The following is a 12,345-nucleotide window of genomic DNA, read 5'->3' on the forward strand; positions in this document are numbered from 1 at the left end:
TTTTTCTTTCAGTTTAATTATAAATTTTCATGTTCAGAATGATGCAGTCATTGTTATTCATATTAACCATGTTGTCATGTCAGTCTACGGTATCCCGGATAGATCTGAAGAAGCATGTGATTGTATTACCGGCAGAGGCAACGAAGAATGAATTGCATGCAGGATCGGTATTGCAGGACTATGTGCAAAGGATAGCCGGCGTAACATTGCCTGTGATTAAAGAGAACGGGTATCAGAAAAACCAGGCGGCGATCTTTGTAGGGAATACGGAGCATAGTGCTGCTTTGGGTAAGTTAAAAGGAGAAGGATTCCTGATCGCTGCTGATACGCGGGATGTGTATATCAAAGGAGGTAGTGGAAAGGGTGTGGTGTATGGCGTGTATACATTGATTGAGAAATACTTTGGTGCGCGTAAATATGCGGAGGGGCCGGCATGGGTGCCTGGTACCAAAGAGCTGAGTGTGCCGCAGCACTTGATGGACAGGCAGGAGCCGCTACTGGTGTACCGTGAAACGTATTACCCCGCAGCGTTTGACAATGAATACCTGGAATGGCATAAGTTACACCGGTTTGAGGATCTGTGGGGAGTATGGGGGCATTCGTTCTTTAAGATCGTGCCACCAAAAACTTATTTCTCCGCACATCCGGAATACTATGCGCTGGTGGATGGAAAGCGGCAGGCGACGCAGTTGTGCCTGAGCAATGAGGGTGTATTTAATGTAACGGTTGATTACCTGCGTAAGGCGATTGCGGATAATCCTGATGCTTTGTACTGGTCTGTTGCGGCAGAAGATGGGGGCGGATTTTGCACCTGTGATCTGTGTAGCAAAGTAAATAAGGAAGAAGGAAGTGCTTCGGGGAGTTTGATCCGTTTTATAAACCGGGTGGCTGCGAAGTTTCCTGATCAGCATTTTACCACATTAGCTTATACCTATACAGCAAAGGCACCGCAGCAAACAAAGCCGGCATCGAATGTCTATATTATGCTAAGCAGTATTGATGCTTACAGGCAGGAACCTTTGAGTACAATTCCATCAGCAGCAGAGTTCAGGAAGAACCTGGAGAGCTGGGGCGCATTGACAGATCATCTCTTTGTGTGGGATTATACTACACAGTTTACAAATTACCTGGCACCATTTCCTGATTATAACAATTTGCAGCCGAATTTACAATATATAACAGCGCATAAGGTGCAGGGGGTATTCTCACAGGGAAGTGGGGATACGTATGGTGATATGGGGCCTTATAATGCGTATCTGCAGGCTAAATTATTGTGGGATCCTGCAGCTGATGTAGCGGTGCTGACGAAGGACTTTTTTAAGGGGTATTACGGGAATGCGGGTACGGCGATGCTGGAGTATGTAAATGCGTTGGGGGAGAATAAGGCGCAATTGGATATTTATGGCAATCCGGTGGCGAGTGCAAAGAATTATTTATCACCTGCAGCTATTGATAAGTATTCTACCATTTTGGATAAAGCGGAGGCAGCGGCTTCCGGCGAGTATGTAAAAAGAGTGTATAATGCGAGGTTAGGGCTGGAATATTGTGTATTACAGCAGTCAAGATTCTATGGAACAGATAAGTATGGATTTTTACAGCCATCGGGAGATGGGTTTGTGGTGAATCCACGCTGGCCGGAACGGGTGAAGAAATTTGTGGCACAATGTAAGGAGGCCGGTGTAAAGGAATTGTCAGAGGGTGGTGCATCCCCGGATGCGTATCAGCAGGAATGGGATACTATATTCTCGAAGAAGTGGGTGAATAGCCTGGCCTATAATGCGAAAGTGAGCCTGGTGAATCCACCGTCAGATGAATACCCCGCGAAGAGGGAAATAACCCTGACAGATGGATTGCTGGGAACGAAGGATTTTAGCATTAACTGGTTGTTTATTTATGGAAAGGACCTGGTGGCGACGATTGATTTGGGTGCTGAAAAAACGGTCAATAAGGTGCAGGTAAATTTTTTGCATGATCCAAGGCATTATATTTTTACTCCTGCTATGATTACGGTGGAGACATCAGCGGACGGGGTGAATTTTACAACTGCGGGTACGCAGCAAACGCCTTCCATTGCGGATGAGGATTATACAACGAGGATCAATACATTTCAGTTTTCGTTGCCAGCAGTGCGGGCGAGGTATGTGAGGGTGAGGGGGCAGTGTCAGGCTGCAGTGCCGGGGTGGCGGGGAGCACCACCAACGAAGCGGCCGTCGGTATGTGCTGATGAAGTATATGTATTTTAAAAAAGGGCCTTGGGGCCCTTTTTTTATATCTTGAAGTGAACGTAATAATTACTTTCTAACTGTTCTATCACGGCTTCTGCTGTTTCAACGGCTGCCGCTGCATTCCGGCCGGTAATAATATTTTCGTCACTGACGACCTTTTCTCCTTTATAAAATATGGCACCTATTTCTTTTAACCTTGTTTCCAGGGGAAAAGGTACTTCTCCTTTTTCTTCCTCGTTGGAGATAGCAGTTACGTTCCTTCCTGAGAGCAGGCTTATGCCGCTCTTATCTTTGGAACAACACAATCCTGCCACACCATGTGCGACAGCGGCAATGGGTTTGCGGATTTTGTTGAAGTCCTGCAGCAAGGCATTGAGTTCTTTATTATCTACAAGGTCCCACATGGCTCCCCTCCCACCAGCTATAAAGATGGAATCAAAATTCTCGGCACTCACTTCAGAAAGCTTCAGTGAATTTTCCAGCCAATAGATAGCGTCCTGATCGGCCAGTAACTGGTGATGTTGCTCTGCGGTTGGATCTAAGGTAACCCTGCCACCTTTCGGCGAAGCGACCTGAACGTCTGCACCGGCTTCGATAAATGCATAGTAAGGGGCTGCCAGTGTATCAAGCCATAGGCCTGTGTTACCTGGCTGATGGTGGGTGGTGGTTACTAACAATATCTTCATAAGCATTTGTTTTTGAAGCAAATACTGCTGCAATAATAATGCCCCGGAGGAGTACCCCGGGGCATTAAATTGTTAAAGTACAGTAATTATTTATTTTACTTCAGGGTGACGTATGTAAGGAGACTTACTTTAAGGTCACTACCACGATGGAAGTAGCAGGCAGTTCTACCACCAGGTCATTACCTTGTTTTTTAGCGCCATTGAAGGCAGCTGTTTTCACCTTGTTAGGGTTATCGAAGGTATTGATATCAGTGTATTTACCGGAAGTCAGCACCTGACCGCTAACGGTTTTCCATTGTACATCCTGCAGGTTCGCTGTTACTGTGATCTTTTTGGAAGGATCCAGGTTGACGAAGGAGATATGCACCGCGCCGGTAGAATCTTTGGAAGCGGAGGCATTTACAGCAGGGATGCTTTCATTGCCATTGGTGTAGGATGGGCTATTCAGCTGGATAGGCAGGTAAGCAGCATCCATGTGCACCTGGAACAGGTCAAATACATAGTAGGTAGGTGTGAGCAGCAGTTTTTCCTTATCGGTGAGGATCAGGGCCTGTAATACGTTTACAGTCTGGGCCAGGTTCGCCAGTCTTACACGGTCACTATGGTTATTGAAGATATTGAGAGTAGAAGCAGCGATGAGGGCATCCCTGAGGCTGTTTTGCTGGTAGAGGAAACCTGGGTTAGTACCGGGTTCCACATCAGTCCAGATACCCCACTCATCTACAGCGAGGGCTACGCTCTTTTTAGGATCGTATTTATCCATTACTGCGGAGTGTTTGGTCACGAGTGTGTCCATGAGCAGGCATTTCCGCATGGTGGTGAAGTATGTTTTTTCATCGAAGCTGGTGGCGGAGCCTTTATGACCCCAGTCGCCCGGCAGGGTGTAGTAGTGTAAAGACAGGCCCCACATCATGTGCAGGGGAATATCTCTCATACACACTTCTGTCCAGCGGTAGTCGAAATCGCTGGCACCGCTGGCCATTCTTTTCAGTTTGGCGCCCGGATAATCGCGGGCATAGGTAGCATAGCGACGGAACTGGCCGGCATAGAATTCGGGGGTCATGTTACCACCGCAGCCCCAGCTTTCGTTACCAACGCCCCAGAAGCCTACTTTCCAGGGAGCAGGGTGGCCGTTTTCAGCACGGAGCTTGCTCATAGGGCTGATGCCGTCGAAGTTGAAGTATTCAACCCATTTGGACATTTCTTCTACGGTACCGCTACCTACGTTTGCAGAGATGTAGGGCTCAGTGTGCAGTAGTTCGCAGAGGTCCATGAATTCGTGGGTACCAAAGGAGTTGTCTTCGGTTACGCCGCCCCAGTTGGTATTGACCATTTTAGGGCGATCGGATCTTTTACCGATACCATCGCGCCAGTGGTATTCGTCTGCAAAGCAGCCGCCTGGCCAGCGGAGGTTCGGGATGTGGATCTTTTTAAGTGCATCAACAACATCGAGGCGGATGCGGTCTTTTTTAGGTACGTTCAGGGAGGAGTCTACCCAGAAACCACCATAAATGCAGTGGCCGAGGTGCTCGGAGAAGTGACCGTAGATGTGGCGGCTGATCTGGTGATCTGATTTACCAGATACCGTCAGGCTGGCAGTAGTTTGTGCCTTTGCAACATGCATGATCATCAAAAGCACCAGGAAAGTGAGATTCTTTTTCATATACAGTTTTCATTATCGTAATTGCGAAGACGTGGAACGATGGCTAAGGTAGAAAAATTAATTGTCAATTGTACAACAATTTTTATTGCTTTATATAATTCTGAATACTCCGTTAAATATTTTTCAAAGGTGCAGGATGGGAAGAAGCGCTATGAGGATTCGGCGAATGCGGGAGGATGGAGTGGTGTACTGGAAAAGATTGGGGGCATTCGACTATTAGGCAGTGGTTGTTTGATGGCATTTTTGTGGAGCAGGTCCATTTATTTGATTAATAATGTGGGGATGCCACCGAGTATGTTAGGGATAGTGGGGATCAATGAATTTAAGTTAAATAAAGAAGTTTAGGAAGGAGTTTAATATGACGGTATTGGGATACCTGGCGAATTATCGTTTAGGCATGGCGAGAAGTTTTTTTGCTGATGGGAAGAAAGCGATCGGGGATATTGTATATGAGCTGGGATGCCGGTCACCACAGCATTTCAGCGCGGCGTTCAGGAAGAAATTTGGGGTAGCGCCGGGCGGGTTGAAGAAATAATATTTAGAAAAATTTGGTGAAATAAAAACAATTTGTACATTTGCAATCCCAATCGCAACCACAGTGAAGCGAAAACGGAAAAAGCTCTTAAAAAATACAAGCGGAAGTAGCTCATTTGGTAGAGCACGACCTTGCCAAGGTCGGGGTGGCCGGTTCGAGCCCGGTCTTCCGCTCAAAGGTAAAAGCCTGATAAGTGATCTTATCAGGCTTTTGTGTTTTTAGGGTATTGGGAATCTTTATGCTTCCTGCCTTTGCATTTTATCCTATATGCCTGATGTACAATTGCTCTCCACAACTTTTGGTATTGATCCTTTATCCTTCCCCTAAGAATTTGGCTTGATCTTTTTATTTGCGGCCTGCATTTTTCGTTATATTTCAGCCGGCCGCATGCTTAGGTCACACAAAAAACCGCATTCGCCTATGACCAATGCGGTTTTTTGTTTTGTATAAACTAAAAAGCCTTCCGGTGATACCGAAAGGCTTTTTAAATATAATCAAATCCCTTATTTGTATTTAGGATTATAAAGCGTGTTTTCTGGAACATTTACTTCTGGCTTACCAGGATAACGATGTTTATACAATTGGTAGCAACCTCCCAGAACAAAAGACAAAAAGCAGAAAATGCTTATATAAAATAAAAATCTGGAAGACGACACCCAGTTATTGGTAAAGTCATTCTTGTTTTCAACAGTATTATTTTCCATATCTATGTATTTCGCATTGCAAACTTACATCATGTCAAATGAAAATCAAAGTAAATTTTTACAATTCTCTTACTCTTTTTCCAAAGTTCTGAAAGTCTTTCTATTCAGGAAATAATACCTCCAGATCATGATTCCATGGAACACCCCTGTCATATCCAGCAATTTCTTCTGGGGCAGCGCATGCTTTTCTCCTTTATAATTTCTGCGCCATTTCAGGTAGTCAATGTAGGCCTTGTAAATTGCCTTCATGTCTTTCGGCTTTCCGGCCACCAGGCTCTTCACCCCTGCCAGCACATCCAGGAAGAATCGTTGGAAGAGTACGATCCACCTGTCATGCGGATGAAGGTTTTTCCACAACATCATCAGGTTATTCCTGAAATTCAGGTAAACCTTTCTTGGGTTCCCCTGTGGCAGGCTCCCCCCTCCTACGTGATATACAATAGATTCCGGGCAATAACAGATCCTATACCCTGCACGCTTCAGGCGCCAGCATAGATCTACTTCTTCCATGTGTGCAAAGAAATCGGCATCGAAACCGCCTACCTCATGGAAACAGGAAGAACGGATAAATAAGGCGGCACCGGTGGCCCAGAAAATATCCTGTTCATCGTCGTACTGCCCTTCATCAGTTTCGGTTGTATACAGGATCCGTCCACGACAAAAGGTATAGCCCAGGATATCCATCCATCCACCTGCAGCACCGGCATACTCAAATTCCGGCTTATCATAGTAAGCCCTCAGCTTTGGCTGGCAGGCTGCTATATGGTGATCCCTTTTCATTAATGCGACTACAGGCTCAATCCAACCCGGCTCCACTTCCACATCCTGGTTCAGTAATACATAGATATCGGCCTGCACATGCTGCAGGGCCTCGTTATATCCGCCGGCAAACCCGTTATTAGTAGTATTCTGAATAATTTTTACCGCGGGAAAATGCTCGCGTGCATAAGCCACGCTATCATCCGTAGAAGCATTGTCCGCCACGTACAACTGCAGGTTCTCATAAGTTGACCTACATACGGAAGGCAGAAAATCTTCCAGAAACTTACGTCCGTTCCAATTCAGAATGACAACTGCTACCGATGGTGATCCAGACAATAGATTCAGTATTACACGTGAGAAATATATTTAGCGTTGCAAATATGCGAAAAATACGTAAGTGTGTAAGGGGCATTTTGTGCATATTGCTTAAATTCGATCCTCATATGTTCAAACAGTTCATAGGCTGGAAATTCCTGCTGGTAGGTGCGGCAGTACTCATTATTGTGGGTACGATCTGGTATGTAAGCAGCCTGGCCCGCAAGATCGAAGACGAAGAAACCCGTAAGGTAGCTACATGGGTAGCAGCCAACAGAGAGTTATTACAGGCACCTGATGAGGCGAACCTGAACCTGGCGGTGGAGATCATTACCAACAACACCACTATTCCAGTGATCATTACGGACCGGGAGGGGCACATCATTGATTCGCGCAACCTGGATACGGTAAGGATTTCTCATGATCCACAATATATTGAAGATGAACTGACTACATTCAGAAGGCAACACCGGCCTTTTATCATGGAAATAGATGCCCGGAATAATCTGTACAACTACATTTATTATGGTGACTCCCTGATTCTCAAACAGGTTCGCTACTATCCATATATACAATTGATGGTCGTGGCTTTGTTTGTAAGTATCATGCTGATCGCCCTGACATCTTCTAACCGGGCGGTCCAGAACCTGGTATGGGTAGGGATGGCGAAGGAGACGGCGCATCAATTGGGTACTCCATTGTCTTCGATAGAGGCCTGGATTGAATTGCTCAAAGAAACGGAGGGCAATGAACTGATGGCGACGGAACTGACGAAGGATGTGGACAGGTTGAAACTGATTACCGAGCGGTTTAGTAAGATTGGCAGTGTGCCGCAGCTGGAGGAGAAAGATGTGATATTGCAGGTGAACAACATGATGCAGTATATTAAAAAGAGGGCACCGCAGAAGGTGGTGTTTACGATACATACGCAGGAGGCGGAGATGCCGGCGATGATTTCGCCGTCGTTGTTTGACTGGGTGATAGAGAATTTGCTGAAGAATGCGTTGGATGCGATGGAGGGTAAGGGTAGTATTGATATTTTCATTGAGAGTCATCCTGCGCATATTATAATTGATATTACGGATACGGGGAAGGGGATTCCGAAGGGGAATTTTGAGAAGGTGTTTAAGCCGGGGTTTAGTACGAAGAAGCGAGGATGGGGATTGGGATTGTCTTTGGCGAAGCGGATTATAGATGAGTATCATAAGGGGAGGTTGATAGTGAAGTCGTCTGAATTGGGGAAGGGTACGACGTTTAGGATATGGTTGAGGAAGTAAAAATGGCGGGGTGAGCAGAAAAAGTTGTAATTAAATTTGTTGGTTTTTAAAAAGATTATATATTTGCACTCCTTCAAAGATGCGGAGGTGGCGAAATTGGTAGACGCGCTACTTTGAGGTGGTAGTGCCTGAAAGGGCTTGGGAGTTCGAATCTCCTCTTCCGCACGATTTAGAAATGAAGTAGTTATTTAGTAAATAAATAACTACTTTTTTATTTTTGTTAACTACAATTAATTGATAATCATAAACTAAGAAGCGTATCAAGAGTTCGAATCTCGTGAGATTATATTTAAACACCCCGATAAAAATGGGTTGAAACCCTCTGAATGTTTTCCCTCAACTGCTTTAACTTCTCATCACAAAGTCCACGATAATGGTTGAGACGAAATCTAAAAAGGTATTCGCCTCTTTAGTGGAAGATTTATCTTGGCTTATCGTCGCAACATCACTAATTACTAGAAGTATTAGCCATTGCATACTTTAAAGTCCCACTAATAAAGACCTGTGGATCGGAAGTATTAAGATCTATCGGCTCTTCCGTGGAAAGCACTGTTACCCCATGTCGTCTTTTCAACTCACTAATTTTGGATAATGCCTTAGAAACATCCCGACTGAATCTGTCATGATTCATTACTATGAGGTATTTGACTATACCTTTGTCGCGGCATAGAAAGAGCTCTAGTGCCTTAAAGTTTGCTCTGTTGAATGTGTCACTACATTCTCCATTGTCTCGAAATATGGAGAGGAGTTGAAGATCATACTTTAGGCAGTACGCTTTTATTGCAGATTCCTGACCGTCAAATGAATATTTCGACTGATCTTTTCTGCTTAATCGGATATAACCTATCGCGTTCATGTTTAGGAATTTTGTTATGCAAAATTCCTAATTGATTTTTCCAAGTTTGGTAGGCTTTTACAGATTGTTCTTTCTCTCCGATCTGCCCAGATATTAATGATGCTGTCGTCTTCACCGAGATTATTGTTTTAGATTAAGATTTATACTGTGAATTATGCCTGTATCTATTCTTTTTTCCCGAAGAGTAGAGCCTTTGGAAAAAGTTACAGAAATCCTAAAGAAAAATGTAATTTTAGACGCCTATAATCCCAAACATGAATTCTCCCCATACTGCTGATTGGCACATCGGTCAACTTTTCCATGAGTGTGATCGTATCTACGAGCACCAGCAATTTTTAAACTGGTTGCTAGAAACACTTGTATCAGAGCAAATAGACGTTTTACTTATCAGTGGCGATGTGTTCGATCTGTCCAATCCTTCGGCGGCATACGTTAAAATGTTCTACACCTTCCTGAACCAGGCGGTGGGAACCAACTCCGATCTGCAGATAATTATCACTGCCGACAATCACGATTCGGCAGCACGCCTGGAATCACCTAACCCCCTGCTGGAATCATCCAACATACATATCATCGATTTTGTGGAGAAAAAAGGGGATGGCAGCATCGATTACCCAAAACTCATCATCCCGCTAAAAGATTTACAAGGCACTGCCATCAACCAGAGCAATCACCGGTGCATCCTGTGCAACGGCGAAGGTCATGCCGAGGTAGATTTTATAGGCCCCGATGGGCAAGCCCATACCGCCACCAGGCGGATAAGGTGGGCCAGGAATAAAGTCGATGGCGCTTTGAAGCCCAATGCTATCCAGCTTACCCACAAACTATCCGGCACCGTTTTCCCCGGTAAAAAGAAGGAAACCGCCGATGAGATTGAACGCCTAGTAGACTTGAACTCTGAACAGTTTACCCGCGCTGTAATGCTGGCCCATGGCGACTTTACAGCATTTTCAAAAGCAGCCAAAGACGAAAAATCGGCTCTTTTAGAAAAGCTTACGGGAACCCGTACTTATTCCAAAATATTCCTGCAGATATTTGCTCATTAGAGCCAGGAAAAGCGAGCGCTGCAAAAACAACTGGGTAGTAAAAACAGATTTAAGAATAAAGCAGGTCATGTACAATAACCCAAATAATACAAATGGTTTGATTAAGGGCGTACCCCTGCGGGTTGGGCTATTCGCTGCAAGTCCTCGCTGCTCTGCGGGATTTCCGCTGCTAACCCTCACGCGAAAATAAATTGGTAATCGAAAAAAGCAATCTATATGAAATTTAGTAACGAGATTGAAGCATTTATAAAAATATTCGTTAAAGACTTGGCAGAAAGCAATGTTGCCATATTTGCTGGTGCCGGATTGTCTAAATCTGCAGGATACGTCGATTGGCCCGGCTTGCTAAAAGATATTGCAGATGAACTTGGACTAAGTGTCGATAAGGAGCACGATTTAATTTCGTTGGCACAGTACCACGAAAATGAAAAGCAAAACAGGAATGGGATCAACAGAAAGATTCTGGAAGAGTTTTCTGAGCAAGCAGAGGAAACGGAGAACCATAGGATACTGGCTCGGCTACCTATTACAACTTTTTGGACAACCAATTACGATACCTTGATAGAAGATGCGCTAAAGTTGGCCTGTAAAGTAGTCGATATAAAACATGAGTTAAAGCAACTAGCAACAACGCGACCTAAACGTGATGCTGTGGTATATAAAATGCATGGTGATGTCTCGCATCCTGCAGATGCCGTAATCACCAAATCGCAGTACGAGTATTACTACAAAACACATGAGCCTTTCATCACGGCTTTAAGTGGCGATCTGATATCTAAGACATTTTTATTTCTTGGATTCAGCTTCACTGATCCTAATCTGGACTACATATTAAGCCGGTTAAATCATCAAATGGGGAAAAATGGCAAACAACACTACTGCTTTATGAGAGCTGTTGCAAGAGCTAAAGACGAAGATGAAGAAATTTATAAGTATCGTATCAGAAAACAGAACCTTATGATCAATGATCTGAAACGTTATAAAATCGAGACTTTGCTGGTGGAGAGATTTGAGGATATAACTGAGGTATTGACGGAAATAGAAAGACGCTATCGCATGAAGACCATATTTATATCGGGTAGTGCCGAGGAATACGGCTCTTGGGATAAAAACCGGTCACAAGGATTTATTCACTTGTTGAGTAAACGGATTATACTGGAAAACTATCGAATTGTGAACGGATTTGGCTGGGGCGTTGGCAGTGCGGTCATAAATGGTGCATTGGAAGCTATTTACGAAAAGCCTGAAAAGTACTCAGAAAGCCAGTTAATAATGCGCCCCTTCCCTCAATTCAAAACCGGCACAACGGAGTTACCAGCATTATGGGAGGATTACCGACAAAAGATGATTTCAATGGCAGGCATCTCCATCATCATCTTTGGGAATAAAAAGAATAATGATGATGCAATCATTAACGCTGGCGGGGTAAAACGAGAATTCGAAATAGCATTAGAACAAGGACTTGTTCCAATCCCAGTTGCAGTCACCGGGTATATGGCGGCCGAAATTTACGCCACAGTTATGGGAGACTCGGGGCGGTACTATCAAGGCATTGAACAAATTATTCCGTTAATGAAGGAGCTGTCTAACGACAGGTTAACGGATGGTGCTCTTATAGATAAAATAATCAAAATTGTTCAAACAATAAATAAATAAACAATGGCAATCAAACGACAAATTTTTTACAGCTTTCATTATGACAATGATGTGTTCAGAGTACAACAAATCCGCAATATTGGAGCCCTCGAAGATAATAAGCCTGTATCGCCGAATGAATGGGAAACAGTGAAACGAGGGGGAGACAAAGCGATAGAAAAGTGGATAAACGACAATATGTATGGCAGAAGTTGTGTTGTGGTTTTAATTGGTGAAGAGACGGCAAAAAGAAAATGGATAAAGTACGAGATAGAAAAGGCATGGAATAGTGGTAAAACCCTTTTGGGAATTTACATACACAATATCAATTGCATGAAGAATGGTAAATGTTCTATGGGAACAAACCCTTTTGAACAGTTCAAAACAGAGAGCGGGAAAAAATTATCCGATCTGGTGACATGCTACAATCCAAAATCAAGCGATGCATACAATGATATTAAGAATAACATGGAAACATGGATTGAAGAGTCAATAAAAAACAAGAAAAATTAGTAGAACCGTCTTTTATTTCGCCTTTTGACTATTAAGGCTGTTTAAAGCGAATGTTGTTAGGAACCTTAGGACTGTTGAACGAGTACTACTTGTTGTAAGTGGCTTATGAGAGGATTCATTTAAAATAT

At 44.0% G+C, this 12,345-nt stretch carries 11 protein-coding genes and 2 tRNA genes; 9 read left to right on the forward strand and 4 right to left on the reverse strand.

Annotation, left to right across the window (positions count from 1 at the left end):
* Window positions 1-29 precede the first annotated feature (29 nt).
* Entirely contained in the window at window positions 30-2,243 is a 2,214-nt protein-coding gene (locus U0033_RS11575; protein WP_072356460.1) for a DUF4838 domain-containing protein, read from the forward strand.
* 23 nt (window positions 2,244-2,266) lie between these two features.
* Here the strand turns inward: U0033_RS11575 and U0033_RS11580 are convergent, their stop codons facing one another.
* Together U0033_RS11580 and U0033_RS11585 are read right to left on the reverse strand one after the other, a co-directional pair.
* On the reverse strand, window positions 2,267-2,911 hold the full coding sequence (locus U0033_RS11580) for a type 1 glutamine amidotransferase domain-containing protein (protein ID WP_177318510.1): 645 nt from the start codon (window positions 2,909-2,911) through the stop codon (window positions 2,267-2,269).
* 124 nt (window positions 2,912-3,035) lie between these two features.
* The gene (locus U0033_RS11585) at window positions 3,036-4,574 is read right to left on the reverse strand and encodes an alpha-N-arabinofuranosidase (RefSeq protein ID WP_072356455.1); all 1,539 of its coding nucleotides are present in this window, start codon (window positions 4,572-4,574) and stop codon (window positions 3,036-3,038) included.
* Between the two features lie 39 nt (window positions 4,575-4,613).
* Between U0033_RS11585 and U0033_RS11590 the strand changes: the two genes are divergently transcribed.
* The 3 genes from U0033_RS11590 (at window position 4,614) to U0033_RS11600 (ending at window position 5,282) form a co-directional block, all read left to right on the forward strand.
* Complete coding sequence (locus tag U0033_RS11590) at window positions 4,614-4,919, forward strand: hypothetical protein (protein ID WP_072356453.1); 306 nt, start codon at window positions 4,614-4,616, stop codon at window positions 4,917-4,919.
* Window positions 4,920-4,932: 13 nt separating this feature from the next.
* On the forward strand, window positions 4,933-5,109 hold the full coding sequence (locus U0033_RS11595; RefSeq protein WP_083571283.1) for a helix-turn-helix domain-containing protein: 177 nt from the start codon (window positions 4,933-4,935) through the stop codon (window positions 5,107-5,109).
* A 100-nt stretch (window positions 5,110-5,209) separates the two neighbouring features.
* Window positions 5,210-5,282, forward strand: a tRNA-Gly gene (locus U0033_RS11600).
* A 600-nt stretch (window positions 5,283-5,882) separates the two neighbouring features.
* On the opposite strand, the gene U0033_RS11605 is transcribed toward U0033_RS11600, so the two are convergent.
* Window positions 5,883-6,911 (reverse strand): glycosyltransferase family 2 protein, encoded by a 1,029-nt coding sequence (locus U0033_RS11605; RefSeq protein WP_072356449.1) that lies wholly within the window; start codon window positions 6,909-6,911, stop codon window positions 5,883-5,885.
* A gap of 107 nt (window positions 6,912-7,018) precedes the next feature.
* On the opposite strand from U0033_RS11605, the gene U0033_RS11610 reads away from it, so the two are divergent.
* Both U0033_RS11610 and U0033_RS11615 read left to right on the forward strand, forming a co-directional pair.
* A complete protein-coding gene (locus tag U0033_RS11610) occupies window positions 7,019-8,167 on the forward strand; it encodes a sensor histidine kinase (RefSeq protein WP_072356446.1) in 1,149 nt (382 codons plus the stop codon).
* Window positions 8,168-8,248: 81 nt separating this feature from the next.
* Window positions 8,249-8,332: transfer RNA gene (locus U0033_RS11615), tRNA-Leu, on the forward strand.
* A gap of 283 nt (window positions 8,333-8,615) precedes the next feature.
* Here U0033_RS11615 and U0033_RS33295 read toward each other — a convergent pair.
* A complete protein-coding gene (locus tag U0033_RS33295; protein WP_072356444.1) occupies window positions 8,616-9,023 on the reverse strand; it encodes a recombinase family protein in 408 nt (135 codons plus the stop codon).
* 254 nt (window positions 9,024-9,277) lie between these two features.
* Between U0033_RS33295 and sbcD the strand changes: the two genes are divergently transcribed.
* The 3 genes from sbcD to U0033_RS11630 all read left to right on the forward strand — a co-directional run bounded on the left by sbcD (window position 9,278) and on the right by U0033_RS11630 (window position 12,217).
* The gene (sbcD, locus tag U0033_RS11620) at window positions 9,278-10,069 is read left to right on the forward strand and encodes a metallophosphoesterase family protein (RefSeq protein ID WP_083571282.1); all 792 of its coding nucleotides are present in this window, start codon (window positions 9,278-9,280) and stop codon (window positions 10,067-10,069) included.
* Window positions 10,070-10,285: 216 nt separating this feature from the next.
* Window positions 10,286-11,725: an SIR2 family protein gene (locus U0033_RS11625; protein WP_072356441.1), complete on the forward strand. Its 1,440-nt coding sequence runs from the start codon at window positions 10,286-10,288 to the stop codon at window positions 11,723-11,725.
* A 3-nt stretch (window positions 11,726-11,728) separates the two neighbouring features.
* Window positions 11,729-12,217: a TIR domain-containing protein gene (locus U0033_RS11630; protein ID WP_072356439.1), complete on the forward strand. Its 489-nt coding sequence runs from the start codon at window positions 11,729-11,731 to the stop codon at window positions 12,215-12,217.
* The last annotated feature ends 128 nt before the right edge of the window (window positions 12,218-12,345 follow it).

The sequence above is a fragment of the Chitinophaga sancti genome (assembly GCF_034424315.1).
GTDB classification, from domain to species: Bacteria; Bacteroidota; Bacteroidia; order Chitinophagales; family Chitinophagaceae; genus Chitinophaga; species Chitinophaga sancti.

What these genes read in the sequence shown, in the direction of transcription:
- U0033_RS11575 (WP_072356460.1), top strand. Translation starts at nt 30, where the DNA reads ATGTTCAGAATGATGCAGTCATTGTTATTCATATTAACCATGTTGTCA.
- U0033_RS11580 (WP_177318510.1), bottom strand. Translation starts at nt 2,911, where the DNA reads ATGAAGATATTGTTAGTAACCACCACCCACCATCAGCCAGGTAACACA.
- U0033_RS11585 (WP_072356455.1), bottom strand. Translation starts at nt 4,574, where the DNA reads ATGAAAAAGAATCTCACTTTCCTGGTGCTTTTGATGATCATGCATGTT.
- U0033_RS11590 (WP_072356453.1), top strand. Translation starts at nt 4,614, where the DNA reads ATGGCTAAGGTAGAAAAATTAATTGTCAATTGTACAACAATTTTTATT.
- U0033_RS11595 (WP_083571283.1), top strand. Translation starts at nt 4,933, where the DNA reads ATGACGGTATTGGGATACCTGGCGAATTATCGTTTAGGCATGGCGAGA.
- U0033_RS11610 (WP_072356446.1), top strand. Translation starts at nt 7,019, where the DNA reads ATGTTCAAACAGTTCATAGGCTGGAAATTCCTGCTGGTAGGTGCGGCA.
- U0033_RS33295 (WP_072356444.1), bottom strand. Translation starts at nt 9,023, where the DNA reads ATGAACGCGATAGGTTATATCCGATTAAGCAGAAAAGATCAGTCGAAA.
- sbcD (WP_083571282.1), top strand. Translation starts at nt 9,278, where the DNA reads ATGAATTCTCCCCATACTGCTGATTGGCACATCGGTCAACTTTTCCAT.
- U0033_RS11625 (WP_072356441.1), top strand. Translation starts at nt 10,286, where the DNA reads ATGAAATTTAGTAACGAGATTGAAGCATTTATAAAAATATTCGTTAAA.
- U0033_RS11630 (WP_072356439.1), top strand. Translation starts at nt 11,729, where the DNA reads ATGGCAATCAAACGACAAATTTTTTACAGCTTTCATTATGACAATGAT.